Source organism: Enterobacter cloacae complex sp. SYL003, from assembly GCF_049236925.1.
GTDB classification, from domain to species: domain Bacteria; phylum Pseudomonadota; class Gammaproteobacteria; order Enterobacterales; family Enterobacteriaceae; genus Enterobacter; species Enterobacter intestinihominis.
Window position 1 is genome coordinate 51,703 of sequence record NZ_JBMKJK010000001.1, and the last position, 26,486, is coordinate 78,188.

The 26,486-nt window shown below is 55.5% G+C and carries 24 protein-coding genes, 2 tRNA genes, 1 pseudogene and 1 other annotated feature; of the genes and pseudogenes, 13 read left to right on the forward strand and 14 right to left on the reverse strand.

Going from position 1 to position 26,486, the window contains the following annotated elements; genetic code table 11:
• Nucleotides 1–170 precede the first annotated feature (170 nt).
• A complete protein-coding gene (gene ugd, locus ACOT1A_RS00210; RefSeq protein WP_022648612.1) occupies nucleotides 171–1,337 on the forward strand; it encodes a UDP-glucose 6-dehydrogenase in 1,167 nt (388 codons plus the stop codon).
• Nucleotides 1,338–1,383: 46 nt separating this feature from the next.
• Here ugd and ACOT1A_RS00215 read toward each other — a convergent pair whose 3' ends face one another.
• Nucleotides 1,384–2,388: an NAD-dependent epimerase gene (locus ACOT1A_RS00215; protein WP_022648611.1), complete on the reverse strand. Its 1,005-nt coding sequence runs from the start codon at nucleotides 2,386–2,388 to the stop codon at nucleotides 1,384–1,386.
• A 192-nt stretch (nucleotides 2,389–2,580) separates the two neighbouring features.
• Between ACOT1A_RS00215 and wzzB the strand changes: the two genes are divergently transcribed.
• Nucleotides 2,581–3,561: an LPS O-antigen chain length determinant protein WzzB gene (gene wzzB / locus ACOT1A_RS00220; RefSeq protein ID WP_022648610.1), complete on the forward strand. Its 981-nt coding sequence runs from the start codon at nucleotides 2,581–2,583 to the stop codon at nucleotides 3,559–3,561.
• Between the two features lie 114 nt (nucleotides 3,562–3,675).
• Nucleotides 3,676–5,007, forward strand: coding sequence for an IS4 family transposase (locus ACOT1A_RS00225; protein ID WP_023306559.1), 1,332 nt, complete (start codon nucleotides 3,676–3,678; stop codon nucleotides 5,005–5,007).
• Between the two features lie 18 nt (nucleotides 5,008–5,025).
• On the opposite strand, the gene hisIE is transcribed toward ACOT1A_RS00225, so the two are convergent.
• The 9 genes from hisIE to hisL form a co-directional block, all read right to left on the reverse strand.
• Nucleotides 5,026–5,637, reverse strand: a complete 612-nt coding sequence (hisIE, locus tag ACOT1A_RS00230; RefSeq protein ID WP_023306558.1) for a bifunctional phosphoribosyl-AMP cyclohydrolase/phosphoribosyl-ATP diphosphatase HisIE — start codon at nucleotides 5,635–5,637, stop codon at nucleotides 5,026–5,028.
• A complete protein-coding gene (gene hisF / locus ACOT1A_RS00235) occupies nucleotides 5,631–6,407 on the reverse strand; it encodes an imidazole glycerol phosphate synthase subunit HisF (protein WP_276169848.1) in 777 nt (258 codons plus the stop codon). The genes hisIE and hisF overlap by 7 nt, the downstream gene beginning before the upstream one ends.
• Nucleotides 6,389–7,126 (reverse strand): 1-(5-phosphoribosyl)-5-[(5-phosphoribosylamino)methylideneamino]imidazole-4-carboxamide isomerase, encoded by a 738-nt coding sequence (gene hisA, locus ACOT1A_RS00240; RefSeq protein ID WP_276169847.1) that lies wholly within the window; start codon nucleotides 7,124–7,126, stop codon nucleotides 6,389–6,391. The genes hisF and hisA overlap by 19 nt, the downstream gene beginning before the upstream one ends.
• Complete coding sequence (hisH, locus tag ACOT1A_RS00245) at nucleotides 7,126–7,716, reverse strand: imidazole glycerol phosphate synthase subunit HisH (protein ID WP_276169846.1); 591 nt, start codon at nucleotides 7,714–7,716, stop codon at nucleotides 7,126–7,128. Before hisH ends, hisA begins: the two co-directional genes overlap by 1 nt.
• Entirely contained in the window at nucleotides 7,716–8,783 is a 1,068-nt protein-coding gene (hisB, locus tag ACOT1A_RS00250) for a bifunctional histidinol-phosphatase/imidazoleglycerol-phosphate dehydratase HisB (RefSeq protein ID WP_058646954.1), read from the reverse strand. The genes hisH and hisB overlap by 1 nt, the downstream gene beginning before the upstream one ends.
• Nucleotides 8,780–9,841, reverse strand: coding sequence for a histidinol-phosphate transaminase (gene hisC / locus ACOT1A_RS00255; RefSeq protein ID WP_228338556.1), 1,062 nt, complete (start codon nucleotides 9,839–9,841; stop codon nucleotides 8,780–8,782). Before hisC ends, hisB begins: the two co-directional genes overlap by 4 nt.
• On the reverse strand, nucleotides 9,838–11,142 hold the full coding sequence (gene hisD / locus ACOT1A_RS00260) for a histidinol dehydrogenase (protein WP_023300525.1): 1,305 nt from the start codon (nucleotides 11,140–11,142) through the stop codon (nucleotides 9,838–9,840). The genes hisC and hisD overlap by 4 nt, the downstream gene beginning before the upstream one ends.
• A gap of 5 nt (nucleotides 11,143–11,147) precedes the next feature.
• Nucleotides 11,148–12,047 (reverse strand): ATP phosphoribosyltransferase, encoded by a 900-nt coding sequence (gene hisG / locus ACOT1A_RS00265; protein ID WP_032623983.1) that lies wholly within the window; start codon nucleotides 12,045–12,047, stop codon nucleotides 11,148–11,150.
• A 45-nt stretch (nucleotides 12,048–12,092) separates the two neighbouring features.
• Nucleotides 12,093–12,216, reverse strand: a sequence feature (His leader region).
• Entirely contained in the window at nucleotides 12,192–12,242 is a 51-nt protein-coding gene (gene hisL / locus ACOT1A_RS00270; protein WP_099516347.1) for a his operon leader peptide, read from the reverse strand. (Overlaps the previous feature by 25 nt.)
• Before the next feature lie 172 nt (nucleotides 12,243–12,414).
• Here hisL and ACOT1A_RS00275 point away from each other — a divergent pair, with 172 nt between their 5' ends.
• The 4 genes from ACOT1A_RS00275 (at nucleotide 12,415) to ACOT1A_RS00290 (ending at nucleotide 15,840) form a co-directional block, all read left to right on the forward strand.
• On the forward strand, nucleotides 12,415–13,239 hold the full coding sequence (locus tag ACOT1A_RS00275; protein WP_006811206.1) for an SDR family oxidoreductase: 825 nt from the start codon (nucleotides 12,415–12,417) through the stop codon (nucleotides 13,237–13,239).
• 41 nt (nucleotides 13,240–13,280) lie between these two features.
• Nucleotides 13,281–14,210 carry a LysR substrate-binding domain-containing protein gene (locus tag ACOT1A_RS00280; RefSeq protein WP_022648603.1) on the forward strand — a complete coding sequence of 310 codons (930 nt, stop codon included), beginning with the start codon at nucleotides 13,281–13,283 and terminating at the stop codon, nucleotides 14,208–14,210.
• 219 nt (nucleotides 14,211–14,429) lie between these two features.
• The gene (gene yoeI, locus ACOT1A_RS00285; protein ID WP_099458931.1) at nucleotides 14,430–14,492 is read left to right on the forward strand and encodes a membrane protein YoeI; all 63 of its coding nucleotides are present in this window, start codon (nucleotides 14,430–14,432) and stop codon (nucleotides 14,490–14,492) included.
• Entirely contained in the window at nucleotides 14,482–15,840 is a 1,359-nt protein-coding gene (locus tag ACOT1A_RS00290) for an APC family permease (RefSeq protein ID WP_022648602.1), read from the forward strand. Before yoeI ends, ACOT1A_RS00290 begins: the two co-directional genes overlap by 11 nt.
• 129 nt (nucleotides 15,841–15,969) lie before the next feature.
• On the opposite strand, the gene sbcB is transcribed toward ACOT1A_RS00290, so the two are convergent.
• On the reverse strand, nucleotides 15,970–17,406 hold the full coding sequence (gene sbcB / locus ACOT1A_RS00295; protein ID WP_400174334.1) for an exodeoxyribonuclease I: 1,437 nt from the start codon (nucleotides 17,404–17,406) through the stop codon (nucleotides 15,970–15,972).
• A 191-nt stretch (nucleotides 17,407–17,597) separates the two neighbouring features.
• Between sbcB and dacD the strand changes: the two genes are divergently transcribed.
• The 4 genes from dacD (at nucleotide 17,598) to ACOT1A_RS00315 (ending at nucleotide 20,995) form a co-directional block, all read left to right on the forward strand.
• Complete coding sequence (dacD, locus tag ACOT1A_RS00300) at nucleotides 17,598–18,770, forward strand: serine-type D-Ala-D-Ala carboxypeptidase DacD (RefSeq protein WP_139153368.1); 1,173 nt, start codon at nucleotides 17,598–17,600, stop codon at nucleotides 18,768–18,770.
• Between the two features lie 118 nt (nucleotides 18,771–18,888).
• Complete coding sequence (gene sbmC / locus ACOT1A_RS00305; RefSeq protein WP_022648599.1) at nucleotides 18,889–19,362, forward strand: DNA gyrase inhibitor SbmC; 474 nt, start codon at nucleotides 18,889–18,891, stop codon at nucleotides 19,360–19,362.
• A gap of 91 nt (nucleotides 19,363–19,453) precedes the next feature.
• On the forward strand, nucleotides 19,454–20,512 hold the full coding sequence (locus ACOT1A_RS00310) for an FUSC family protein (protein ID WP_155019333.1): 1,059 nt from the start codon (nucleotides 19,454–19,456) through the stop codon (nucleotides 20,510–20,512).
• 147 nt (nucleotides 20,513–20,659) lie between these two features.
• Nucleotides 20,660–20,995, forward strand: a complete 336-nt coding sequence (locus tag ACOT1A_RS00315) for a DUF496 family protein (protein ID WP_000450410.1) — start codon at nucleotides 20,660–20,662, stop codon at nucleotides 20,993–20,995.
• A 146-nt stretch (nucleotides 20,996–21,141) separates the two neighbouring features.
• On the opposite strand, the gene ACOT1A_RS00320 is transcribed toward ACOT1A_RS00315, so the two are convergent.
• Nucleotides 21,142–21,217, reverse strand: a tRNA-Asn gene (locus tag ACOT1A_RS00320).
• A 161-nt stretch (nucleotides 21,218–21,378) separates the two neighbouring features.
• On the opposite strand from ACOT1A_RS00320, the pseudogene emmdR reads away from it, so the two are divergent.
• A pseudogene (gene emmdR / locus ACOT1A_RS00325) lies at nucleotides 21,379–22,862 on the forward strand (multidrug efflux MATE transporter EmmdR).
• 103 nt (nucleotides 22,863–22,965) lie between these two features.
• Nucleotides 22,966–23,041 (forward strand) — tRNA-Asn (locus ACOT1A_RS00330).
• A 143-nt stretch (nucleotides 23,042–23,184) separates the two neighbouring features.
• On the opposite strand, the gene ACOT1A_RS00335 is transcribed toward ACOT1A_RS00330, so the two are convergent.
• Both ACOT1A_RS00335 and ACOT1A_RS00340 read right to left on the reverse strand, forming a co-directional pair.
• Nucleotides 23,185–24,957 (reverse strand): aminopeptidase P family protein, encoded by a 1,773-nt coding sequence (locus tag ACOT1A_RS00335; RefSeq protein WP_276169845.1) that lies wholly within the window; start codon nucleotides 24,955–24,957, stop codon nucleotides 23,185–23,187.
• 15 nt (nucleotides 24,958–24,972) lie between these two features.
• Nucleotides 24,973–26,427, reverse strand: a complete 1,455-nt coding sequence (locus tag ACOT1A_RS00340; protein WP_022648595.1) for an AMP nucleosidase — start codon at nucleotides 26,425–26,427, stop codon at nucleotides 24,973–24,975.
• Nucleotides 26,428–26,486 lie beyond the last annotated feature (59 nt).

Genomic DNA, 26,486 nt, shown 5'->3' on the forward strand with positions numbered 1-26,486 from the left:
AAAAATGCCGCGCAATAATCGAAGTAGTCTGAATCTCGTCCCGCTCGTAATGATTACTCCTGGTTTGCCTTGACAGTGTTGTTTGCCAGGAGGTACAAAGCCCAACAGTTATGTTTATCGCGATGGTCTGGCGGCCATCAGTACAGTTAACTAAAAGAAGTCATTAGCGAATGAAAATAACAATTTCCGGAACAGGGTATGTCGGTCTTTCAAACGGCATTTTGATTGCTCAGAACCATGAAGTGGTTGCACTTGATATCGTGCAGGCCAAAGTGGATATGCTCAATGAGAAGAAATCGCCGATCGTCGACAAAGAAATCCAGGATTATCTCAGCAACAAAACGCTGAATTTCCGCGCCACGACGGATAAAGAAGATGCATACCGCGATGCGGATTACGTCATTATTGCCACGCCTACTGACTACGATCCAAAAACCAACTATTTCAACACCTCAACCGTCGAAGCGGTTATCAAAGATGTTATCGGCATTAACCCTGATGCAGTAATGGTTATCAAGTCGACGATCCCGGTTGGTTTTACCAAATCCATCAAAGAAAAATTTGGTATTGATAATATCTTCTTCTCGCCAGAGTTCCTGCGTGAAGGAAGGGCGCTTTACGATAACCTGCACCCATCCCGTATCGTGATTGGCGAGCGTTCCGAGCGTGCGGAGCGTTTTGCTGCACTGCTTCAGGAAGGCGCAATCAAAAAAGATATTCCGGTGCTGTTCACCGATTCCACCGAGGCAGAAGCGATTAAGCTTTTCGCTAACACCTATCTGGCCATGCGCGTGGCTTACTTCAACGAGCTGGACAGCTATGCCGAGAGTTTAGGTCTGAATACCCGTCAGATCATCGAGGGCGTATGTCTCGACCCGCGTATCGGTAACCATTACAACAACCCGTCATTCGGTTACGGCGGCTACTGTCTGCCAAAAGATACCAAGCAGCTGCTGGCAAACTATCAGGCAGTGCCGAACAACCTGATTTCCGCTATTGTGGATGCCAACCGCACGCGTAAAGACTTCATCTCAGATTCTATTCTCGCGCGTCAGCCGAAAGTGGTGGGCGTGTATCGCCTGATCATGAAGAGCGGTTCCGATAACTTCCGCGCTTCTTCCATTCAGGGGATCATGAAGCGTATTAAGGCGAAGGGCGTGCAGGTCATTATTTATGAACCGGCCATGCAGGAAGACGAGTTCTTCCATTCACGTGTGATCCGCGATCTGGATGCGTTTAAGAAAGAAGCGGACGTGATTATCTCCAACCGTATGGCGGAAGAGCTGGCGGACGTGAAAGATAAAGTTTATACCCGCGATTTGTTCGGCAGTGACTGATTAAACTCGTGATAAAAAACCCGGCACTATGCCGGGTTTTTTGTTTTTAAACGTTATAGAAGTTGCGGTACCAGTCGACGAAGTTTTTCACGCCTTCTTTGACTGAGGTTTGTGGTTTAAACCCAATAACGTCATACAGCGCTTTGGTGTCCGCACTGGTCTCCAGCACGTCCCCCGGCTGGATCGGCATCATATTTTTTACCGCTTCTTTGCCCAGCGCCTCTTCAAGCGCGGTGATGTAATCCATCAGTTCGACAGGTGAACTGTTACCGATGTTATACACGCGATACGGGGCAGAGCTGGTTGCTGGCGAACCGGTTTCGACCGTCCAGTCGGCATCGGCCTGAGGAATAACGTCCTGTAGGCGAATAATCGCCTCCGCAATATCATCGATATAGGTGAAGTCGCGCTTCATCTTGCCGTAGTTGTATACGTCGATGCTGTTGCCTTCAATCATGGCCTTGGTGAATTTGAACAGCGCCATGTCCGGTCGGCCCCACGGGCCATAGACGGTAAAAAAGCGCAGGCCAGTGGTCGGCAGGTTATACAGATGCGAATAGGTATGCGACATCAGCTCATTGGCTTTTTTGGTTGCCGCATACAGGGATACCGGGTGGTCCACGGAGTCGTCAGTAGAAAACGGCATCTTACGGTTGAGGCCGTAGACAGAGCTGGATGACGCATAAAGGAGATGCTGAACCTTGTTGTGGCGACAGCCTTCCAGCACGTTAAGGTGACCTACCAGGTTAGCATCTGCGTAGGCATGCGGCTTTTCCAGCGAGTAACGCACGCCCGCCTGTGCGGCAAGATGGATCACGCGGTCAAATTTTTCATTGGCGAAGAGCGCAGCCATGCTCTCGCGGTCCGCTAAGTCCAGCTTGTGGAAGGTGAAACTCCCGGATTTGAGCAGTTCGAGGCGAGCGAGCTTGAGGTTAGGGTCATAGTAATCATTCAGATTATCAATCCCAACAACTTCATGCCCTGCATCAAGCAGGCGCTTGCTGACATGAGAACCGATAAAGCCCGCCGCGCCCGTTACCAGAAATTTCATAGCTTCCCTCATTCACAGTGTTCTTGTTGATGTCCCAGGACATCAGATTCCGACTATGATAGCGCGTTGCTCTTCACATACATAACCCATCTTTCCGATATAACTCATCGTATTCTTATAGAATTTTCTACAACAAGAGATACACTATGGAAACAAGATTATTTTTGCCCTTTTTCATCTGTTAGGGATTGTATGACGCAGAACAACGATAGCCTGGTCAATCGCAGCAATGACCCGGAGCAAATTGATTTACTTGATGTAATGCTACAGCTGTGGCGTGGTAAGTGGGTAATAGGGGCTTTTATTGCTGCTTTTATCGTTCTTGCTGGCGTTTACATCACTGTAGCCAAAGAGAAATGGACGTCATCAGCCATCATAGCCCAGCCTGATGCGGCACAAATCGCCACCTATTCCAATGCATTGAATATCCTCTATGGCGGGGCAGCTCCCTCCATGTTAGACATTCAGAATCGTGCTATTGGACGTTTCAATTCCTCCTTCTCGGCATTAGCTCAGGCGCTGGAGAATCAGGAAGATCCGGAAAAACTGACTATTGAGCCTACGGTTAAAGGACAAAGTTTGCCTTTAACCGTAAGCTATCAGGGCGAATCCGCTGAAGCAGCTCAAAAGCAATTAGCTCAGTACATTCAGCAGGTTGACGAGCAGACGGCAAAAGAACTGACGCTTGATCTCAGAGATAACCTCAAGCAGCAGATCACAACCCTGAACGACTCCCTCCAGAATCAGGAGAAAGTTGCTCAGGAGCAGAAAGATCTACGCATCAAGCAGATTACTGAGGCGCTGAAGAACGCAGAAGCCGCTAAGATCACCACTCCGCAGCTTCAACAGACTCAGGATGTTACTCAGGAAACCATGTTCCTGTTGGGTACCGTAGCGCTCAAATCAATGGTTGATAACGAAGCGTCTCGCCCGCTGGTCTTCTCAGGCGCTTACTACCAAACCAAACAAAATTTACTGGATATTCAGAACCTCAACGTTAACCCAGACACTATTCACGTCTATCGTTACGTCATGAAGCCGAACCTGCCTATCCGACGCGACAGCCCGAAAAGTGCTATTACCCTTATCCTTGCCGTACTGCTCGGCGGAATTATCGGTTCTGGTGTCGTCCTCGGCCGTAACGCGCTGAGAAACTACAAGCCACGAGCCTGATTTACACACAAAAAAAGACCGGGTCTCCCCTAATGCCGATCGTTTAAGGATCGGTTGACCGATCCAGCGGCTGGTGTAAAAAGGGTTCTGTGTTCATCATGGAGCCCTTTTTAAATGGAACTGTCCCAGGCCCTCGGCATTATTAATCTTACCGCCCCCGAAGAGGTCCAGAGCCTTGCCGACCTTCTTCCCCACGACCTCATTCAGCAGGCTTTTTCCCTGACTGATACAGTGACTCTGCGTAAACGTAAACTCCCGCTCGAATCCATGGTCTGGCTGGTTATCGGCATGGCGATTTTCAACAACAAACCTCTCTCTCATATCGTCAACCTGATGGATATCGTTGACCGCACCGGAAGGTCATTTACTGCCCCCAGCTCCGTTATCGCCCGCCGTAAAACACTGGGCGAGGATGCTATCCGGGAGTTGTTTAACCTTACGCAACAGCACTGGCACAAGGAAGCCCGGCATCCGCTCTGGCATGGACTGACGCTGAATGCCGTTGATGGTGTGGTCTGGCGAACGCCGGACACACCGGAAAACGCTGCTGCCTTCGCAAAAGCGGAAAACCAGCATGGCGAAAAGGGCTTCCCGCAGGTTCGTATGGTGTGTCTGATGGAACTGAGCAGCCATCTGCTGCGTGCCAGTGTAATGGGCCGGTATGACGTTAATGAAATGCGCCTGGCAGCAGGGCTGACTGAACAGGTACCGGATAACAGCGTGACGCTGTTCGACCGGGGGTTCTGGTCAGCCGGTCTGCTGGATAACTGGCACCGGGCCGGAGAAAACCGTCACTGGCTGCTGCCGCTGAAAAAAGGCACGCAGTATGAAGTGGTTCGCAGGCTGGGTAAACAGGATGCGCTGATAACCCTGAAGACTTCCCCGCAGGCCAGAAAGCAGTGGGAAGGACTGCCGGATACGCTCACAGTCCGGCTGGTGAGCCGTAAGGTAAACGGCGTGGAGCGACAGGTTGTCACGTCAATGACAGATGCCATGCGTTACCCGGCGGCAGACATAGCGGAACTGTATAAACACCGGTGGGAAATAGAGCTGGGGTACCGTGAAGCAAAACAGTATCTGTGCGGCAACCGCTGGACACTGAGAAGTAAGTTACCGGAGATGGTAAGGCAGGAGTTGTGGGGAATACTGCTGACCTACAATCTGGTGCGGTATCAGATGGTAAAAATGGCGTTCAGCCTGAAAGGTGACTATCTGCCGTATCAGCTGAGCTTCAGCGGCTCACTGGCAGAGATAATGCGGTTGTTAATCGGGCTGCCATGGTCATCACCGGGCGCAGTACCGGGGCATCTGAAGCACTTCTACAGTAATGCGGCAATGCTGAAACTGCCACTGAGGAGGGAGCGGGAATATGAAAGGGAAATCAGGCAGAAAAATCAAAATATCCCTTTAAAAACAATGCTGGTCACCTTAAGTGACCAGCATTAGGGTTTCCCCGGTCTTTTTTTATTTATGCCGTTTCCGCAAATTCTCAATCACCGTCGTTAAATCCAGCTCCTGATCCTGAAGCAGAACCAGCAGGTGATACATCAAATCCGACGCTTCGTTCGTCAGCTCCTCCCGATCATGCACGGTGGCCGCCAGCGCCGTTTCAACGCCTTCCTCACCCACTTTCTGCGCAATACGTTTGGTGCCGCTGGCGTACAGCTTCGCCGTGTATGAGCTCTCGGGATCCGCTGATTTACGCTCTGCCAGCAGCTGTTCCAGCTGATAGAGGAACAGCCACTGGTGGCTCGCCTCGCCGAAGCAGCTGCTGGTGCCTTTGTGGCAGGTCGGCCCAATCGGGTTGACCAGCACCAGCAGGGTGTCGTTGTCGCAATCTGGCGTAATGCTGACCACATTCAGGAAGTGACCCGAGGTTTCCCCTTTCGTCCACAGGCGCTGCTTGGTGCGCGAGAAAAACGTCACCTTGCCGCTGTCGAGTGTTTTTGCCAGTGCCTCCTGGTTCATGTATCCCAGCATAAGCACTTCGCCTGAAACGGCATGCTGTACAACCACCGGCAGTAATCCGTCAGTTTTTTCCCAGTCCAGCTGCGCCTGTTGTTGCTCTGTTAACATACCCTGATCTCCACGCCCTGGTCGGCCAGGTACGTTTTTAACTCACCAATATTGATAATCTGTTTGTGGAACACGGAAGCGGCCAGCGCGCCGTCCACGTTCGCATCGCGGAAGGCTTCAAGAAAGTGTTCAATGGTGCCCGCGCCGCCGGAGGCAATCAGCGGAACCTGGCACACCGAGCGCACTTTTTTCAGCTGCTCGAGGTCGTAACCGTTACGAACGCCGTCCTGGTTCATCATGTTCAGAACGATTTCACCCGCACCGCGTTTTTGCACTTCCTGCACCCAGTCCAGCGTCTCCCATTGGGTGACGCGCGTGCGGCTTTCATCGCCGGTGTACTGGTTAACGTGATATTTGCCCGTTGCGGCATCAAACCAGGTATCGATCCCGACGACAATGCACTGCACGCCAAAGCGCTCCGCCAGACGCGTAATCAGCTCCGGCTCTGCCAGGGCAGGGGAGTTAATCGAAATTTTATCCGCTCCGAAAGAGAGAATCTTCGCCGCATCGTCAGCAGATTTAATCCCGCCCGCCACGCAGAAGGGTATATCAATCACCTCTGCCACGCGCGCCACCCAGCTTTTGTCCACCACACGGCCATCGCTGGAGGCGGTGATATCGTAAAATACCAGTTCGTCTGCGCCTTCTTCGGCATAGCGTTTTGCCAGCGGAACGATGTCGCCAATGATCTCGTGGTTGCGGAACTGCACGCCTTTTACAACCTGACCATCACGCACGTCCAGGCAGGGAATTATCCGTTTTGCCAGCATTGAATCGCCTCCTTCACCGTAAATTTGCCTTCCAGCAGCGCGCGACCCACGATCACGCCGCGTACACCGGTTCCGCGCAGAGCGGCGATATCCGCCAGGTCGCCGATACCGCCAGAGGACTGGAACGCCACCTGCGGATAACGCGCGCAAACCTCTTCATACAGCGAGACGTTAGAGCCTGCGAGCGTACCATCGCGTGAAATATCCGTGCACAGCACATGCTTTAGCCCCACGGGGAGATACATCTCAACCAGCTCTTCCAGCGTCACGCCGGAGTTTTCCTGCCAGCCGCTGACCGCGACCTGCTTGTTACCCTGTTCGTCAATGCGCACATCCAGCGCCAGCACCAGCGCATCCGCGCCGAAGCGGCGGAACCAGCCCTTGACCGTCTCAGGATCTTTCACAGCGGTCGAACCGACTACCACGCGCGTCACGCCCGCGTCCAGTAAGGCGGCAACATCGGCTTCCGTACGCACGCCGCCGCCCACCTGCACCGGGACGTCCATGCCAGCCACCAGTGTTTTAAGCAGTGGGATCTGGCGTTTGGCCGGATCTTTCGCGCCGGTCAGATCGACCAGGTGCAACACCTCAGCGCCCTCGTCGGCGTAAGCCTGTAATCGCGGCAGCGGATCGTTGCCGTAGTCGCGCTGCTGTCCGTAATCGCCCTGGTGGAGACGAACAACCGTGCCGTCAATTAAATCTAAAGCGGGAATTATCATCACATCTCCAGGAAATTTTTCAGCAGCTGCGCGCCGGCGGCGCCGGAGCGTTCCGGGTGAAACTGCACGCCGTAAAAGTTATCTTTCTGCACTGCAGCGGTGAACGCCTCGCCGTAATTGCACTGGGCGATGGTGTAGGTGTTCACGGGCATGGCGTAGCTGTGGACGAAGTAGAAGTACGCGCCGTCTTCGATTCCCTGGAACAGCCTGTTGCCCGCCTTCGGATAAACGCGGTTCCAGCCCATGTGCGGCAGCGGCAGGCCGTGGTCGGTCATTTTCGGCACGTCTTCTTCTATAATGCCCAGCAGATCGACGCCGTTGCTCTCTTCGCTGCGGCGGCCAAGCAGCTGCATGCCGAGGCAAATGCCCAGCACCGGTTGAGTACAGGCTTTGATGAGATCAACCAGCTCGCGCTCGTGGATCTGATCCATCGCCGCCTGGGCGGTGCCTACGCCCGGCAGAAAGAGTTTATCCGCGTGCAGCACCACGTCCGGATCGCGGCTCACCACCGGCTCGTAGCCGTGGCGCATAATCGCCGACTGTACGGAGTTCAGGTTGGCGCATCCGGTGTCCAGAATCACCACGTTCATTACAGCACTCCTTTCGACGAGGGAAGGGCGTCACCTTCCACGCGGATCGCCTGGCGCAGGGTACGGCCAAAGGCTTTGAACAGGCTCTCGACGCGGTGGTGATCGTTTTTGCCTTTGGTTTTCAGGTGCAGCGTCAGGCCCATGGTGTAAGAAAGCGAGCGGAAGAAGTGCTCCACCATCTCGGTGCTGAGATCGCCCACGCGCTGGTAGGTGAAGTCGGCTTTATATTCCAGGTGCGGACGCCCGGAGATATCCATCGCGCAGCGCGCCAGGCACTCGTCCATCGGCAGAACAAAGCCGAAGCGGTTGATGCCGCGCTTGTCGCCGAGCGCCAGCTTCAGGGCTTCGCCCAACGCCAGGCCGGTATCTTCCACGGTGTGGTGATCGTCGATATACAGGTCGCCCTTAACGGCGATCTCCATGCGGAAGCCGCCGTGAGTGGCGATTTGATCCAGCATGTGGTCGAAGAAACCGACGCCGGTGTGGATCTTGCTGCCGCCTTCGCGATCGAGCCAGACCTTCACGTCGATCTGCGTCTCTTTGGTGTTGCGTTCTACGTGAGAATAGCGGTCGCGTCTGGTGAGCTGCTCGCTAATCATCGCCCAGTTTAGCGTGTCGCGGTTATAGCGCAGGCCTGCAATGCCCATATTTTCGGCCAGCGTGATGTCCGTGACGCGATCGCCAATCACATAGCTGTTCGCTTTATCCAGCGCCTCTTCCGCCAGATAACGTTCAACAAGCTTCACTTTTGGCTTGCGGCAGTCGCACTCGTCGGCAGGCATGTGCGGGCAGATCAGCACCTCGTCGAAGGCGATGCCCTGCGAGGTCAGCACCTGCATCATCAGGTTGTGCGGGCCGTCAAAGTCCACCTGCGGGAAGCTGTCTGTGCCCAGACCGTCCTGGTTGGTGATCATCACCAGCTTATAGCCTGCTTTCTGAAGCTTCAGCAGCACCGGGATCACGTCGGGTTCAAACGCCAGCTTGTCGAAACGATCGACCTGAAAATCGCTGGGTGGCTCCGAGATGATGGTGCCGTCACGATCGATAAAGAGATACTTCTGACTCATACTTTCTCCGCTTTCAGGGCGTCAATCACGCGCTGGCTCTCCGCGCGGGTGCCGACGGTAATACGCAGGCAGCCGCTCAGGGTAGGTTGTTTATTCTGGTCTCGTAAGATAATGCCCTGATCCCACAACGATTTAAATATCGCGCTTGAGGCGGTGAAGCGCACCAGGATGTAGTTGGTCTCCGAGTCGAACACCTGCTCCACGCACGGAATCGTTTTCAGGGCATCGACTAGATACTGACGCTCCTCCAGGATCTGCGCCACACGCTCGCGCATCGCGCTGATGCCCTGCGGGGCCAGCGCCTGTGCCGCAATATCGGCAACCGGCGTTGAGAGCGGATACGGGGCGATCACTTTCAGCAGCAGGTCGATAACCGCTTTATTTGCCAGCGTAAAACCGCAGCGAAGACCGGCGAGAGCGAAGGCTTTCGACAGGGTACGCAGCACGACGAGATGCGGATACTCTTCAAGCCAGCCTGCCAGTGTCGCCTGCGGGCAGAACTCAATATAGGCTTCGTCGGCCACAACCAGCGCTTTGCCGCGCGTCATTTCCAGCAGGGAACGGATATCCTGCGGATTGATAATCTGCCCGGTCGGGTTGTTCGGGCTACAGACAAACACCACCTTCACCCCGTCGAGGTTATCGGCGATGCCCTGCAAATCCAGTTGCCAGTTGTCGAGCGCCTGCACGTTGCGGCAGACCACGCCAAAGGTTTCGGCGCTGACGCTGTACATCCCGTAGGTGGGCTGGCAGTACATCACCGCGTCTTTACCCGGCTCGCAGAAGGCGCGGATCAGCAGCTCAATCCCTTCATCCGCCCCACGGCTGACCAGTACCTGCTCAGGCTTCACGCCTGCATACTGCGCATAGTTCTCGATCACCGCTTTCGGCTGACACTCCGGGTAGCGGTTCAGCGTCTGCTGCGAGAGCTCAAAGGCCACCGCCGTGGGATATTCGTTGGCATTCAGCCAGACGTCGCCGTTTCCGCCCAGACGACGCGCAGACTGATAGGGCGTCAGACGACGGACATTTTCGCGGGCTAATTCTTCGATGTTCATGCTTGCTCCTTCAGGGCGGCAACGCGCAGCGTCACGGCATTTTTGTGGGCAGTCAGGCGCTCGGCGGCGGCCAGGGTTTCAATGGTCGACGCCAGCGAGGCAAATCCCTCGCGGGAGAGTTCCTGCACGGTCATGCGCTTCTGGAAATCCGCCAGCCCCAGGCTGGAGCAGGTTGAGGTATAGCCATACGTGGGCAGCACGTGGTTGGTGCCGGAGGCGTAATCCCCGGCGGATTCCGGTGACCAGTCCCCGAGGAACACCGAGCCTGCGCTGGTTATGCTGTCGACCAGATCGCGCGCGTTGCGGGTCTGAATGATCAGGTGCTCCGGCCCGTACTGATTGGAGATGGCGATGCACTGGTCGATATCGCGAGCCACAATCAGTCGGCTGGCCGATAGCGCCTGACGCGCCGTTTCCGCACGCGGCAGGTCGGCAAGCTGGCGCTCAACGGCCTCGCCCACGCGTTTTGCCATGTCGGCATCTGGCGTCAGTAAAATCACCTGCGAGTCAGGGCCGTGCTCGGCCTGCGAGAGCAGGTCAGAGGCCACGAAATCCGGTGTAGCGCCGCTGTCGGCAATCACCAGCACTTCAGACGGACCGGCAGGCATATCAATCGCCGCGCCGTCCAGACGCTGACTGACCTGGCGCTTCGCTTCGGTAACGTATGCGTTACCCGGGCCAAAGATTTTGTCGACTTTGGGAACAGACTCCGTCCCGAACGCCAGGGCGGAAATCGCCTGCGCGCCGCCCACTTTATAGATCGCCTGCACGCCGCACAGCTTCGCCGCATACAGGATCTCATCGGCGATCGGTGGCGGAGAGCAGAGCACCACCTTCTGACAACCGGCAATACGTGCCGGAGTGGCCAGCATCAGGACGGTCGAAAACAGCGGGGCAGAGCCGCCAGGAATATAGAGGCCAACGGACGCCACCGGGCGCGTCACCTGCTGGCAGCGCACGCCGGGCAGGGTTTCCACATCCACCGCCTGCAATTTCTGCGCGGTGTGGAAGGTATCAATATTTTTCACCGCGACGGCCATCGCCTGTTTGATCTCATCCCCAAGGCGGCTTTCCGCCCCGGCGATCTCCTGCGCGGTGACCTGTAACGCGTCGACCTCAGTTTTATCAAACTTCGCGCTGTACTCGCGCAGCGCGTCGTCTCCGCGGGCTTTGACGTTATCGAGGATCTCCGCCACGGTGCGGGTGATGCTCTCTGAGGCTGAAATTGCCGGGCGCATCAGCAGCTCGCGCTGTTGCGCGTCGCTACAGGTATTCCAGTCGATGATTGTGTTAAAGCTCATGGTCGTTACTCCATCATCTTCTCAATTGGCAGCACCAGAATAGAACTCGCGCCCAGCGCTTTCAGCTTTTCCATCGTTTCCCAGAACAGGGTTTCGCTGCTCACCATGTGCATCGCCACGCGCTGCTGGTCGCCCGCCAGCGGCAGAATGGTTGGGCGTTCAGCGCCCGGCAGCAGGGCTATCACTTCGTCCAGGCGCTCGGTAGGCGCGTGCATCATGATGTATTTGGATTCACGCGCCTGAATCACGCCCTGAATACGGGTCAGCAGCTTGTCGATGAGCTGCTGTTTAGCCTCCGCCATCTCGCCGTCGCGCTGGATAAGGCAAGCTTTTGAGCGGTAGATCACCTCCACTTCGCGCAGGCCGTTGGCTTCCAGCGTGGCGCCGGTGGAGACGAGGTCACAGATGGCATCGGCCAGGCCCGCACGCGGCGCCACTTCAACAGAGCCGTTCAGCAGACAAGATTTAAACTGCACGCCTTTTTGATCGAGGTAACGCTTCAGCAGGTGAGGGTAAGAGGTGGCGATACGTTTGCCGTTCAGCGCGGCCGGGCCATCCCAGGCTTCATCAACCGGCGTGGCCAGCGACAGGCGGCAGCCGCCGAAGTCCAGACGACGCAGGGTAAAGTAGCGCGGATCTTCGCCCTGCGCGCGGCGGGTTAATAACTCTTCTTCCAGTACGTTTTCGCCGATGATGCCGAGGTCAACGACGCCATCCATCACCAGGCCCGGAATATCGTCATCACGTACGCGCAGAATGTCGATCGGCATATTTTCAGCCAGGGCGATCAGGCGCTGGGTGTGCAGGTTGATTTTAATCCCGCAGCGGGCCAGCAGTTCGCGTGAATCATCGCTTAAACGGCCTGATTTTTGAATAGCTATGCGTAAACGTGAGTTATCTAACATTCTGTGTTCCTCGTTAACCTGTTTTAACCTGTCTGAATGCGGTCCAAAAAAAAGCCCCCGGAAGAAGATCTTCCGGGGGCTTTTTCATGCGTTCATGCACCACTGGAAGATCCAAACGTCTTCCAGCACACATCGCCTGAAAGACTAGTCAGGATGATGGTGATGATGGTGGTTTTTAAAAGGAACGCGTGTCATATAAATTCTCGTTGAATGCTTATGCATTTGATGTCTTTTAACCTAAACCAGTTGTACGCCATAAAGCAAGGGCTTTTTTTGATCATTAATTCATTTCATATTGATGGTATGAATTGTGCGTTCCATAAGGCTGGCGTAGCCTTATAACAGGCGTCGTTATGCGGAGAATGTCATGAAAAAGGTCGCGATTGTCGGATTAGGGTGGTTAGGAATGCCACTGGCGATGTCATTAGCCGCGAAAGGCTGGCAGGTGACAGGGAGTAAGACCACGCGGGACGGGGTTGAGGCGGCGCGCATGTGCGGCATTGATGGTGTCGAGCTGCGTCTCGAACCCGAGCTTATCTGCGATACCGACGAGCTGGATGAACTGATGAATGTGGACGCGCTGGTCATTACCTTACCGGCGCGGCGCAGCGGGCCGGGCGAGACGTTTTACCTGCAGGCGGTGCAGGAGATTGTCGACAGCGCCCTGGCGCACCATATTCCGCGTATCATTTTCACCAGCTCGACCTCCGTCTATGGCGATATCGACGGTACGGCGAAAGAAAACACCGAGCGCCGTCCGGTAACCGCCAGCGGACGGGTACTGAAAGAGCTGGAAGACTGGCTGCACAATCTGCCTGGCACGCAGGTGGATATTTTACGCCTCGCCGGGCTGGTGGGGCCGGGGCGTCATCCGGGACGCTTCTTTGCCGGTAAATCCGCGCCGGATGGTCAGCACGGCGTTAACCTTGTACACCTTGAAGATGTTATCGGTGCGATAGAGCTGCTTTTACAGGCTCCGAAAGGGGGGCACATCTATAATATATGTGCGCCTTCGCATCCGCCACGCAGCACCTTTTATCCGCTGATGGCGCGCCAGCTGGGTCTGGCGCCGCCGGTGTTCAGTGAGGCGCAGGGGGAGCGCAAAGGCAAAATTATTGATGGCAATCGTATTTGCCATGAACTGGGATTTGAATATCAGTATCCCGATCCGCTGGTTATGCCTATGGAATAATTGCGCCGGCGGAGGCCATCGCACACCGCAAGGGGGCGAAGATGAAACCGCTGCTGGATGTTCTTGTTATTCTGGATGCGCTGGAAAAAGAGGGGAGCTTTGCCGCCGCCTCGGCGAAGCTCTATAAAACCCCTTCGGCTCTGAGCTACACCGTGCAAAAGCTCGAGAGCGATCTTAATATTCAAATTCTTGACCGCACTGGCCATCGCGCGCGTTTCACCCGTACTGGGCAGATGCTGCTGGAAAAAGGGCGTGACGTGCTGCATACGGTTCGCGAGCTGGAAAAACAGGCCGTCAAACTTCATCAGGGCTGGGAAAATGAGCTGGTGATTGGGGTTGATGATACTTTCCCTTTTTCGCTGCTTACCCCGCTTATTGAGGCGTTCTATCAGCGCCATAGCGTCACGCGGCTGGTTTTTATCAACGGCGTGCTGGGCGGCTCGTGGGACGCCTTAACGCAGGGCAGGGCGGATATCATCGTTGGAGCGCTGCATGAGCCTCCTCAACTGAGTGAATTTGGTTTCGCCCGGCTGGGCGTTCTGGAGCAGATCTTTGCCGTTGCGCCTCACCACCCGCTGGCGAATGAACCGGAGCCTGTTTCAAGACGCGTCATTAAAAACCATCGCGCCATTGTGGTGGGAGACAGCTCCCGCCCCGAGTGCGGCATTTCATCGCAGCTTCTGGATGAGCAGGAGGCCATCACCGTTTTTGATTTTAAAACCAAGCTGGAACTGCAAATAAGCGGCCTGGGGTGCGGCTACCTTCCCCGTTATTTAGCACAGCGCTTTATTGAAAGCGGCGCGCTGGTGGAAAAACAGGTTTTAGCGCAGAGCAGTAACGAATCGGTATGGGTGGGCTGGAATGAACAGACCGCCGGGCTTGCCAGCGCCTGGTGGCGAGACGAAATTTTAGCAAATAGTGCTATCGCGACAGTTTACACTCAGGCAGATGATGGGAAATCAACCAGTTAGTAAAATTAATTTATGGGCAGGTTTCTCAATGTATTGCCTTTTGTATCTGGAATAGGGCAAAATGCCGCCGCTGCAAACAAATGAATAATCGACGATATAAAAGGCGTCGGTTATTTTTTTTTGCATGTACGAAACGAAACTAAAAACCAAGAGGCCGGGCTTCGTACCGGATAGATATTTACTAAAATCCGACAGTTGTTGTCGCTGAGGAAGAAAGAAATGGGGCAATTTTTCGCTTACGTGGCGGTTATCACCGTAAAGGAGAATAACTATGTCGCATAACGCAACTCCAAACACCTCTCGCGTGGAATTACGTAAAACGCTTACGTTGATTCCGGTTGTTATGATGGGCCTTGCCTATATGCAACCGATGACGCTGTTCGATACATTCGGTATCGTATCAGGCCTTACTGACGGTCACGTTGCAACGGCGTACGCCTTTGCGCTGGTCGCCATCCTCTTTACAGCGCTGAGCTACGGTAAACTGGTTCGCCGTTTCCCGTCCGCAGGCTCTGCGTACACCTATGCTCAGAAATCCATTAGCCCGGCGGTTGGCTTTATGGTGGGCTGGTCATCACTGCTGGACTACCTGTTCATGCCGATGATCAACATTCTGCTGGCAAAAATTTACTTCGAAGCGCTGGTGCCTTCCGTGCCGTCGTGGATCTTCGTTGTGGCGCTGGTGGCCTTTATGACCATCTCTAACCTGCGCAGCATCAAGACCGTGGCTAACTTCAACACCCTGATCGTGATCCTTCAGATGGGGATTGTTGCGGTTATCGTTGGGCTGATCATCTACGGCGTTTCCCACGGTGAAGGCGCAGGTACGCTGACCAGCACCCGTCCGTTCTGGTCTGAAGGTGCGCACGTTGTGCCGATGATCACCGGGGCGACTATCCTGTGCTTCTCGTTCCTGGGCTTCGACGGTATCTCTTCTCTGTCTGAAGAGACCAAAGATGCCGAGCGCGTGATCCCGAAAGCGATTTTCCTGACCGCGCTGATTGGCGGCCTGATCTTCATCGGTGCGTCTTATTTCTTACAGCTGTACTTCCCGGATATCTCTCGCTTTAAAGATCCGGATGCATCGCAGCCTGAAATCATGCTGTACGTGGCGGGTAAAACCTTCCAGTGGGGCGTGCTCATCTTCTCCAGCGTCACCGTACTGGCATCCGGTATGGCAGCGCACGCGGGCGTTTCTCGTCTGATGTACGTGATGGGCCGTGACGGTGTGTTCCCAACTCGCTTCTTTGGTTACGTGCATCCGAAATGGCGTACCCCGGCGTGGAACGTGCTGCTGGTGGGCGCGATTGCCCTGCTGGCGATCAAGTTCGACCTGGTAACGGCCACTGCGCTGATTAACTTTGGTGCGCTGGTGGCGTTCACCTTCGTTAACCTCTCCGTGATTTCGCAGTTCTGGATCCGTGAGAAGCGCAACAAGACGCTGAAGGACCACATCAACTATCTGGTGCTGCCAGTGTGTGGTGCCCTGACGGTGGGCGCCCTGTGGATCAACCTGGAAGAGAGCTCAATGGTTCTGGGTCTGATCTGGGGTGCAATCGGTCTGATTTACCTGGCTTGCGTAACGAAGAGCTTCCGCAACCCGGTTCCTCAGTACGAAGACGTCGCGTAAGACTGTGTCGGGTGGCGGCTTCGCCTTACCCGACCTACGGACTTCTACACCGTAGGCCCGCGTAAGCGAAGCGCCACCGGGCAAAAAAAAAGCCGGAGACATCGCCTCCGGCTTTTTTGTACCCGCTACTCAGACAATCTCTTGCGCGTACTGGAACAGCGCTTTCAGCAGCGCCTGTTTCTCAGCATTCCCTTCATACTGGCCGTAAAGCATCTCCAGCTCCTGGGCATAGCTATTAAGAAACTCCGGTGTAAACACGTTGCGCCGATGCTGTAACCAGCGCTCCTGCTCTGCTTCATCCAGCGAGCCGGGATAGTTACGCGCGCGATAATTGAACATCAGCTTCTCAATGCGCTTATCTGCGAAGGTGATATCCAGCGCGGGCAGGTTACGCGGGTCGGTTTGCAGCACGATGTTCATCGCCGCGCGATCGGCATCGCTGAAGAAGCCGTTATAAAGCTGCGCATCCACATTATCAGACGGCATGAACGGCTCTGCTTCGGCAAAAATGGCGACGACTTTCTCGCGCACCTGCGGGTTGTCGCGCAGCACTTTCAGGTTATCGAGGCAGTGCTGACGGTTAATCCCCAGCCGGTCGGCGTCTTCCGGGCGCAGCGTGTTGGCCTGCGCAAGCACCGGGCATTTATTGATGTGCACCAGTTTTACCGGTACGGCTGGCAGGTCACCCAGCGCCTCTTTCGGCGTATAGAGCCGTTCACGTAAGGTGTCGCTGTCGAGCTCAAGCAGCGGCGAGATATCCCCGGCAAGATCCACCATGATGACGGCGTTACGGTTGTCCGGATGCCAGGCAAGCGGCGCCACCCAGCTTGTGTTCCCGCGCCACGCACCGAACATCCCTGAAATATGCACCAGCGGTTTCATCTGCGGCACGTCAATCAGCGTCATCAGCTTTTGCTTGCTGCGATGGCTCAGCAGATACTCAAACAGGCGCGGCTGCGCGGTTTTTACGAGCTTCGCCATAGCGATGGTCGCGTAGACGTCTGCCATCGCGTCGTGGGCGTTGCTGTGCTCAATGCCGTTGGCCCGCGTCAGGTGCTCGAGCCTGAAGCTCGGCAAGCCGTCGTCGTTCTCCGGCCAGTTAATTCCCTCCGGGCGCAGCGCATAGCAGGCGCGCATAATATCCAGCAAATCCCAGCGCGAATTGCGGTTCTGCCAGCTCCAGGCATAGGGATCGTAGAAGTTGCGGTAGAAGATATTGCGCGTCACTTCATCGTCAAAACGGATGTTGTTGTAACCCACCACGCAGGTATTGGGCACCGTGAACAGGTCGTGGATGCGACGGGCAAATTCTGCTTCGCTAACGCCTTTATCCCGCGCTTCCTGAGGGGTGATGCCCGTCACCATCACCGCGCCCGGCTGCGGCAGGTAGTCATCGGCGGGTTTACAGTAAAACACCTCGGGTTCGCCGATAACGTTAAATTCGTCATCGGTTCGGATAGCCGCAAACTGCGCCGGTCGGTCCAGCGCCGGATGGGTACCAAAGGTTTCGTAATCGTGGAACAAAAAAGTCGGGCGCGCGGCAGAGTCAGACACCAGTAATCTCATCCTGTTAAAAATTGACGTCTCTATGGTAAACGATTGGGGTGAGCAGTCCGAATAAAAAGCACCTTCAGGCAAGAAATTTGCGAGATTTGTTCCGAAAAAATCTGCGTGCTGTCACATTTTTTTGCAATTAAGGCAGGTAACGACATCAGAACTCCCGTAAAAAGGTCATCGATTTTTACTGACCTGAGGATATACCGTTGAAACGCCGTCTGTTTATTGCTGTTTCTTTACTCGCTTCGAGTATTTCATCCGCGCTGGCTGCCGAGCCGCTGGATTTTTCACCTCAGCCGCCTGCCATCCAGGCAGGATCCTGGGTATTGATGGATTACACCACGGGTCAAATCTTAACGGCGGGCAACGAACATCAGCAGCGTAATCCGGCGAGCCTGACCAAACTGATGACGGGGTACGTTGTCGATCGTGCCATTGATAGCCACCGCATCAGCCCCGATGACATTGTGACGGTCGGACGTGACGCCTGGGCAAAAGGCAATCCGGTCTTTGACGGTTCGTCTCTGATGTTTCTGAAGCAGGGCGATCGGGTTTCTGTGCGCGATCTCAGCCGCGGCCTGATTGTTGATTCCGGCAATGACGCCTGCGTGGCGCTGGCGGATCACGTGGCGGGCGGTCAGCCGCAGTTCGTCAGGATGATGAATGACTACGTTGAAAAGCTGAACCTGCGCGATACCCACTTCGAAACCGTACACGGGCTGGATGCACCGGGTCAGCACAGCTCCGCTTACGATCTCGCCGTACTTTCCCGGGCCATCATCCACGGCGAGCCTGAGTTCTACCACATGTACAGCGAGAAGAGTCTGACCTGGAACGGCATCACTCAGCAGAACCGCAACGGCCTGCTGTGGGATAAGACCATGAACGTGGATGGTCTGAAAACGGGACACACCTCGGGCGCGGGCTTTAACCTGATCGCCTCCGCGGTGGATGGTCAGCGTCGACTGATTGCGGTGGTGATGGGGGCAGACAGCCCGAAAGGACGTGAAGATCAGGCGCGCAAGCTGCTCCACTGGGGACAGCAAAATTTCGATACGGTGCAGATCCTGCATAACGGCAAAAAAGTGGGAACCGAACGCATCTGGTATGGCGATAAAGAGCAGATCGCGCTGGGCACGGATCAGGATTTCTGGCTGGCATTACCCAAAACGGAAGTGCCGAACATCAAGGCGAAATATGTAATGGATAAAAAAGAGCTGGAAGCGCCGATCGCCGCGCATCAGCGGGTAGGGGAGATCCAGCTGTACGATCGTGACAAGGTGGTAGCGCACTGGCCATTGGTTACGCTGGAGCGCGTTGAAAAGGGCGGCCTTTTCTCCCGCCTCGGCGATTATCTGCATCATAAACTCTAACCTTTTCGGGCAGACTGGCAGTGTTGCGAGTCTGCTCACATAATAAACACTCCTGGTTTGCCGATAATCTCGATTCTGCTTTATAGTGTATATATATACAGTAATAAACGGAGGCAGCATGGACTACAGCATCAGGCAGCAACAGAAACGTACGATCGCTGGCTTTCATCTCGTGGGGCCGTGGGAAAAGACGGTCAAGCAGGGATTTGAACAGCTGGTTATGTGGGTAGATGGACGTCATATTCAGCCGCAGGAGTGGGTGGCCGTTTATTATGACAATCCGGATGACGTGCCGGCAGAAAAGCTTCGCTGCGTTACCGCCGTAACGGTAGCGGACGATTTCACTATCCCTGATAACAGCGAAGGGGTAATGCTGACCGAAATTGCTGCCGGAGAGTATGCTATTGCTGCCGCGCGCGTCGAAAATCATGATTTCGCCACCCCGTGGTATCAGTTCTTCAACTCCCTGCTGGAAGACAGCAAATTCCAGATTGCGCCAAAACCCTGCTTCGAACGCTATCTGAACGATGGCAATGCTGACGGCTACTGGGATATTGAGATGTTTGTACCGGTAGAGCACAAAGTGGGATAATCCTGCGAAACGCAGGGTTTTTCAGCCGGGCGCGATCCACCCGGCTGAAAACACAGTACAATTGTGGTTTGCCGTAGAGCTGGAGACGGGTGTGCGCCCCGACAAGTCATTAACCCCTTTTGAAATTCGGTTATACAAACATTATCGCGTGGTGCACGGTTGCCGCATTGCGCTGGCGTTTGTGCTGACCTTCGTACTGGTTCGTTTGCTGGATATCCCGGAAGGAACGTGGCCGCTGATCACGCTGGTGGTGGTGATGGGGCCGATCTCATTCTGGGGGAACGTGGTCCCTCGCGCTTTCGAACGCATAGGCGGTACCGTTTTAGGCTCGGCGCTTGGGCTTATCGCCCTGAAGCTGGAGCTAATTTCATTTCCGTTCATGTTGCTGTGGTGCGCGGTGGCGATGTTTCTTTGCGGATGGCTGGCCCTCGGCAAGAAACCGTATCAGGCGCTGCTGATTGGCATTACGCTCGCGGTAGTGGTCGGCGCACCGGCGGGCGATATGACCACCGCATTGTGGCGAAGCGGGGACGTGATCCTCGGCTCGTTGCTCGCCATGATGTTTACCGGCATCTGGCCGCAGCGCGCCTTCCTGCACTGGCGCATTCAGATGGCAAACTACGTCACGGCATTTAACCGGGTTTACCAGGCCGGGTTTTCGCCGAATCTGATTGAGCGTCCGCGGCTGGAAAAGCACCTGCAAAAAATCCTTAATGATGTGGTCAAAATGCGCGGGTTAATTACCCCGGCAAGCAAAGAGACGCATATCCAGAAAGCCATTTTTGAAGCCATTCAAACGGTCAGCCGTAATCTGGTCTGTATGCTTGAACTGCAAATCAATGCCCACTGGGCCTCACGCCCCAGCCATCTTCTGATGCTCAACGCGCATACGCTGAAAGAGACGCAGCAGATGACGCAACAAACCCTGCTGACCATCGCTCATGCACTTTACGAAGGTAACCCACAGCCGATACGGGCGAACAGCGAGCGGCTGAATGACATCGTCATCGAGCTCAAACAGCTGATGAATGAGCGTCAGGGCGACAATGTGTCGGAAACGCCCATCCACGGCTATGTCTGGCTGAGTATGGAGCTGGCGCGACAGCTGGAGTTGTTATCGCAGCTGATTTGCCGGGCACTGCGCAAATAAAAAGCGTATGTGATGCCTGCTGCTTCGATTCAGCAACAATTAGGGTTATGATGGTTTTAAACGATATACTCATTGTCATTCGCAGCCGCTGTCTGTTAAAACGGTTGCTTTAACGAATCCGAATCTCACATTATCAGGGGTGTAAAAATGGAAACTACCAAGCCTTCGTTCCAGGATGTTCTGGAGTTCGTCCGCCTGTTCCGCCGCAAAAACAAGCTACAGCGCGAAATCCAGGACGTAGAGAAGAAGATCCGTGACAACCAGAAACGTGTCCTGCTGCTGGACAACCTGAGCGACTACATCAAGCCAGGTATGAGCGTTGAAGCCATTCAGGGCATCATCGCCAGCATGAAGAGCGATTATGAAGATCGCGTTGATGACTACATCATCAAAAACGCTGAGCTGTCCAAAGAGCGTCGCGACATCTCCAAAAAGCTGAAAGTGATGGGCGAAATCAAAAACGTCGACGCTAAAGGCGAGTAATCGCACACTCTGTTGCCCGGTGGCGCTGCGCTTACCGGGCCTACAGTACTGTTATCACGTAGGTCGGGTAAGGTGAAGCCGCCACCCGACAATTTCACGAACGCAAAAAAGCAAAAAGCCTGCTCTAAAAGCAGGCTTTTTAAATTTGGCTCCTCTGACTGGACTCGAACCAGTGACATACGGATTAACAGTCCGCCGTTCTACCGACTGAACTACAGAGGAATCGTTGTGGAGGCTTATCTTAGCGGCGAAAAAACTTTTGTCAAACCTGATCTCAGGCAAAAGTGATTGTTTGATGATTCTGTCGTCATTTTGTTGTAAATCCAAACATAATTTTATGGAAAATACTTTGCAGGATACGCATTTCTGCCCCATCATTTGAAATGGAGTTTCAACTTTCTCGTTAAGGCCCATTTTGAACGTCACCGCACCCCTGCGCCAGGCGATTATGCGCACGCCCTGGTATGCAAAACGTAAGAGTTATCGAGTTCTGTTCTGGCGTGAAATCACCCCCCTTGCTGTGCCTATTTTCCTGGAGAATACCTGCGTCCTGTTGATGGGGGTGTTAAGCACCTTCCTGGTGAGCTGGCTCGGTAAAGAAGCCATGGCCGGGGTAGGGCTGGCGGACAGTTTCAACATGGTTGTGATGTCCTTCTTTGCCGCTATCGATCTCGGTACAACGGTAGTGGTGGCGTTTAGTCTTGGGAAACTTGATCCAAAACGCGCCCGGGAGGCGGCCAGACAGTCGCTGATGATCATGACCCTCTTTTCGATCATCCTTGCGGCGGTTATCCATTATTACGGCAAAGAAATTATCGACATCGTCGCGGGTGAAGCGACAGGTGAAGTGAAGGATCTGGCGCTCACCTATCTGGAAATGACGGTGCTGAGCTATCCGGCGGCTGCCATCGCGCTGATTGGTAGCGGTGCGCTTCGTGGCGCAGGGAATACCAAAATTCCGCTGCTAATAAATGGCGGCATGAACATCCTGAACATCATTATCAGCAGTGTTTTGATTTACGGCGTCTTTTCCTGGGAGGGGCTGGGCTTTGTCGGCGCGGGATTAGGGCTGACCATTTCCCGCTATATTGGTGCGGCGGCGATAATCGGCGTACTGATGGCAGGGATCACGCCATCGCTGCGCCTGACGCTGAAAAGCTATTTCCGTCCGCTTAACTTCGCCATTATCTGGGAAGTGATGGGGATCGGTATTCCGGCCAGCATCGAATCCGTGTTGTTTAACGGTGGGAAACTGCTGACGCAGATGTTTGTTGCCGGGATGGGAACAGACGTCATCGCCGGCAACTTTATTGCCTTCTCCATCGCCTCGCTCATTAACCTGCCCGGAAACGCACTGGGATCGGCGTCGACGATCATCACCGGCAGACGCCTCGGAAAGGGGCAGATAGGGCAGGCGGAACGGCAGCTTCGGCATGTCTTCTGGCTTTCAACCATTGGACTGACGGCGATTGCGTGGGGAACTGCGCCTTTAGCCGGGCTGATGGCCTCGTTCTATACGCACGAAAATGACGTGAAAGAGGTCGTGAAGGTGCTGATTTGGCTCAACGCGGCGTTTATGCCAATTTGGGCCGCGTCCTGGGTACTTCCTGCCGGGCTGAAAGGGGCGCGCGATGCCCGGTTTGCGATGTGGGTCTCCATGCTCGGCATGTGGGGCTGCCGCGTCGTGGCGGGCTACACGCTGGGGGTAATGTTAGGTATGGGCGTTGTCGGCGTCTGGCTGGGGATGTTCCTTGACTGGGCCGTGCGCGGGGCGCTGTTCTACTGGCGCATGGTGAGCGGACGCTGGCTGTGGAAATATCCGCGAAAAAAACCGGAGCAGGAGGTTTCGGAAACGGCAAGTGCCTGACAAATGTGCGAAGTGGAGAATAAATCGGCAAACGATTGAAAATCTGCATTCACCCTTTGACATCCTCAGGGCGCATCGATAATATGCGCCCCGTTCACACGATTCCTCTGTAGTTCAGTCGGTAGAACGGCGGACTGTTAATCCGTATGTCACTGGTTCGAGTCCAGTCAGAGGAGCCAAATTTGAAAAGCCTGCTTTTAAAGCAGGCTTTTTGCTTTTCAGCGTTCAGTAAAATTGTCGGGTGGCGCTCCGCTTACCCGACCTACAAAAACATCGAATCGTAGGCCGGGTAAGGCGAAGCCACCACCCGGCAAAAGCCGCACTACCGGTTCACACGTATTGGCGCCGTTGCCTCCACCAGCCACGGCCGCGCATCGCTGTCCACCCGGGGTGAAAGCGCCTCTCGTACCTGCTGGTGGTACTCATCCAGCCACTGTTTTTCTGACTCGCTCAACAGATGCAGCTCCACCTGGCTTAAATCGATTGGGATCAGCGTCAGCGAGGCAAACTTACAAAATCCCGGACGGCTTTCGACAATCTCCACCTGGTTTTCAATGCGAATACCGTGGCTATCGCCCAGGTAGTAACCCGGCTCAATGGTCATAATATTGCCCGCCACTAGCGGCCACGGGTTGACCTTTTGCGCAAAACGGTGCGGGTTCTCGTGGATCAGAAGCTGATGCCCTACGCCATGCCCGGTGCCGTGGTCGTAATCCAGTCCCAACTCCCACAGCGGACGGCGCGCAAAGGCATCCAGCTGGTGCCCCTGAGTGCCGGACGGGAACTGAAGGGTAATCAGCGAGAGGAAGCCTTTAAGCACTGCGGTGTAGTGCAAACGCTGCTGTGGATCGACCTTTCCCCAGGCCAGGGTACGCGTCGCGTCCGTGGTGCCGTTGCGGTACTGCCCCCCGGAATCATTCAGGTAAAAGTGGTCGTGGCCGATGGGCTTGTTGCTGGCCTCGCTTGAGTGGTAATGGCACATCGCCGCGTTACTCGCGGAAGCGGAAATGGTGGCGAAACTCGGCTCGACAAAGCCAGGCTGTTGCAGGCGGAACGCAAGCTGTTTCGCCTGCACGTCAAGCTCGGTCAGCGGCATTCCCGACGCGGCCCGCTGAGGAACTTCCCGGCTCAGCCAGGCCAGGAAATTCACCCATGCCGCACCGTCCTGGTGATGACATTCACGATAGCCCGCCAGCTCCACCGGGTTTTTCGTAGCTTTCATCAGGGTGATCGGGTCGGTCTGCCAGATAATTTCCCCCTGAGGTTCAACCGCAAAGCGTAACGCCACCGGTGCGGAATCGGGATCGATCATGACCCGCTTACCCTGCGCAAGCTGCCTACAGCGCGGGATAAAGGCTTCCTGAGGCGCAATCGTGAAGGCGTTCCGCATGGCATCCGGCAGCGCATTCAGCTTGCTGTCATCCACAAACCATTCCACCGCACCCTCGCGGCTCAGCAGGGCAAACGACAGAGGCACCGGGCAAAAGGGGATATCTGAGCCCCGCACGTTCAGCAGCCAGGCGATATTGTCCGGCAGGGTAACGGCCAGATAATCCGCGCGGTGCTCTGCCAGCACGGCGGCGGCGCGCTGGCGTTTGGCGGCGCTGCTTTCGCCGCTGATGTCTACAGGCATCTCGCGGATAAGCCCTGCGGGGGCGGCAGGGCGGTCAACCCAGAGGGTATCGAACGGAGAGCGCGCGAGCGGTACCAGTTCGCACGGCGTGGCCGAGAGCCGCGTAAACTCTGCATTGGTCATCAGCAGCGTATCAAAGCCGATGCGCGTGCCGGCCGCAACGTTTTTCGCCAGCCACTCGGCCAGCGGCTCGTTGTGCAGATGGTGGATCTCCACCTCGTGGAGATTGACCTGTACGCGGGCCTGAACCTGATAGCGTCCGTCAACAAACAGCAGCGCTCTGTCTTTCAGTACCAGCGCCAGCCCCGCCGAGCCGTCAAAGCCCGTCAGCCAGGCCAGCTTTGCATCATACGGTGCGCAAGATTCGCTCTGCCAGGCATCGGCGCGCGGCACAATCATCCCGTCGAGCTGATTGTCCTGTAGCCACTGGCGCAGGGCCGTAAGCGGTGATGTGGTGTGCATATTGTGTCCTTAGTATCACCTAAACGGTGGCTCATTGAAGGTGCGCAGCTTACGGGAATGTAGTTTGTCGCCCTCTGCACGCAGTAAATCGATGGCGCGAATACCAATCTGAAGGTGCTCTGAGATCGCCCCTTCGTAGAAACGGTTCGCCTGACCCGGCAGTTTGATCTCGCCGTGCAGCGGTTTATCGGACACGCACAGCAGCGTGCCGTACGGGACGCGGAAGCGGTAGCCCTGCGCAGCAATGGTGGCGCTTTCCATATCGATCGCGACCGCACGGCTGAGATTGAAACGCAGGGCGGAGGCGGAATAGCGAAGCTCCCAGTTACGATCGTCGGTGGTGACGACCGTACCGGTACGCAGGCGCTGCTTCACCTCTTCACCCGGCATGCCGCTCACCTCTTTGGTGGCGTCGTACAGGGCGCGCTGCACTTCAGCGATACTCGGGATAGGAATGTCCGGCGGCAGAACCGCGTCAAGAACATGGTCGTCACGCAGATAAGCGTGGGCGAGGACATAATCACCAATCAGCTGGCTTTCACGCAGGCCGCCGCAGTGGCCGATCATCAGCCAGACGTCCGGGCGCAGAACCGCCAGATGGTCGCAGATGGTTTTTGCATTCGACGGGCCAACGCCGATGTTAATCAACGTAATGCCCTGACCGTCGGCGGTGACCAGGTGCCAGGCGGGCATTTGGTGCTTTTTCCACGCCAGGTCGGAGATGGCCTCTTCCGGTGCTTCGGTTTCGGCGGTGATCCAGATCCCGCCCGCGCAGGAGAGAGCGATGTAAGGGCTGTCCGGGTCAAGGATCTGGCTACAGCCCCAGCGGACAAATTCGTCTACATAGCGGGTGTAGTTGGTAAACAGTACGAACGGCTGGAAATGTTCGGCTGGGGTGCCGGTGTAGTGGCGCAGGCGTGCCAGCGAAAAATCGACACGGCGGGCATCAAAGTGCGACAGCGGTGAAAACTCTGCCGGGTGATAGATCCCGTCCGCCGTCTCATCGCCAATCTGCGACAGCTCAGTGGTCGGGAAATGGCGGGTCAGTCCCGCGCTCATGGAGCGATCCAGCGTCAGCGCTGAGCCGTCTATCACGTACGGGTAAGGGATCTCGTGCAGGGACGGTTCAACGCTGATATGCGCGCCGTAATCCTGATACAGCAGGGTAAGCTGCTCTTCCAGATAGGGGCGGAACAGCGCAGGTCGCGTGATGGTCGTGCTGTAACAGCCAGAGTGGGTGAAACGCGCATAGGCGCGGGTTTTCGGATTGCTGCTGGCGCTGCCGTCCCAGGTGACAGAGAGCGATGGATAAACAAAAAGGCCCTGGGTTCTGGCCTTTTCATCGGGAAGTTTCCCTGTTTCGATATAGTCACTGATGGCGCTGCGCAGTGCATTGACGGACTGTTCATACAGCGCGTCGAGTTTTTCCAGCGCCTGAGCCGGGGTCAGGCTGGAGCCCTTATTATTCATGTCTGTCTCCTTGTTCCACAGGTGTGCGGCTATAACCGATAGTATGTCACACGCCTGTG

What these genes read in the sequence shown, in the direction of transcription:
- ugd (WP_022648612.1), top strand. Translation starts at nt 171, where the DNA reads ATGAAAATAACAATTTCCGGAACAGGGTATGTCGGTCTTTCAAACGGC.
- ACOT1A_RS00215 (WP_022648611.1), bottom strand. Translation starts at nt 2,388, where the DNA reads ATGAAATTTCTGGTAACGGGCGCGGCGGGCTTTATCGGTTCTCATGTC.
- wzzB (WP_022648610.1), top strand. Translation starts at nt 2,581, where the DNA reads ATGACGCAGAACAACGATAGCCTGGTCAATCGCAGCAATGACCCGGAG.
- ACOT1A_RS00225 (WP_023306559.1), top strand. Translation starts at nt 3,676, where the DNA reads ATGGAACTGTCCCAGGCCCTCGGCATTATTAATCTTACCGCCCCCGAA.
- hisIE (WP_023306558.1), bottom strand. Translation starts at nt 5,637, where the DNA reads ATGTTAACAGAGCAACAACAGGCGCAGCTGGACTGGGAAAAAACTGAC.
- hisF (WP_276169848.1), bottom strand. Translation starts at nt 6,407, where the DNA reads ATGCTGGCAAAACGGATAATTCCCTGCCTGGACGTGCGTGATGGTCAG.
- hisA (WP_276169847.1), bottom strand. Translation starts at nt 7,126, where the DNA reads ATGATAATTCCCGCTTTAGATTTAATTGACGGCACGGTTGTTCGTCTC.
- hisH (WP_276169846.1), bottom strand. Translation starts at nt 7,716, where the DNA reads ATGAACGTGGTGATTCTGGACACCGGATGCGCCAACCTGAACTCCGTA.
- hisB (WP_058646954.1), bottom strand. Translation starts at nt 8,783, where the DNA reads ATGAGTCAGAAGTATCTCTTTATCGATCGTGACGGCACCATCATCTCG.
- hisC (WP_228338556.1), bottom strand. Translation starts at nt 9,841, where the DNA reads ATGAACATCGAAGAATTAGCCCGCGAAAATGTCCGTCGTCTGACGCCC.
- hisD (WP_023300525.1), bottom strand. Translation starts at nt 11,142, where the DNA reads ATGAGCTTTAACACAATCATCGACTGGAATACCTGTAGCGACGCGCAA.
- hisG (WP_032623983.1), bottom strand. Translation starts at nt 12,047, where the DNA reads ATGTTAGATAACTCACGTTTACGCATAGCTATTCAAAAATCAGGCCGT.
- ACOT1A_RS00275 (WP_006811206.1), top strand. Translation starts at nt 12,415, where the DNA reads ATGAAAAAGGTCGCGATTGTCGGATTAGGGTGGTTAGGAATGCCACTG.
- ACOT1A_RS00280 (WP_022648603.1), top strand. Translation starts at nt 13,281, where the DNA reads ATGAAACCGCTGCTGGATGTTCTTGTTATTCTGGATGCGCTGGAAAAA.
- ACOT1A_RS00290 (WP_022648602.1), top strand. Translation starts at nt 14,482, where the DNA reads ATGTCGCATAACGCAACTCCAAACACCTCTCGCGTGGAATTACGTAAA.
- sbcB (WP_400174334.1), bottom strand. Translation starts at nt 17,406, where the DNA reads ATGAGATTACTGGTGTCTGACTCTGCCGCGCGCCCGACTTTTTTGTTC.
- sbmC (WP_022648599.1), top strand. Translation starts at nt 18,889, where the DNA reads ATGGACTACAGCATCAGGCAGCAACAGAAACGTACGATCGCTGGCTTT.
- ACOT1A_RS00315 (WP_000450410.1), top strand. Translation starts at nt 20,660, where the DNA reads ATGGAAACTACCAAGCCTTCGTTCCAGGATGTTCTGGAGTTCGTCCGC.
- ACOT1A_RS00335 (WP_276169845.1), bottom strand. Translation starts at nt 24,957, where the DNA reads ATGCACACCACATCACCGCTTACGGCCCTGCGCCAGTGGCTACAGGAC.
- ACOT1A_RS00340 (WP_022648595.1), bottom strand. Translation starts at nt 26,427, where the DNA reads ATGAATAATAAGGGCTCCAGCCTGACCCCGGCTCAGGCGCTGGAAAAA.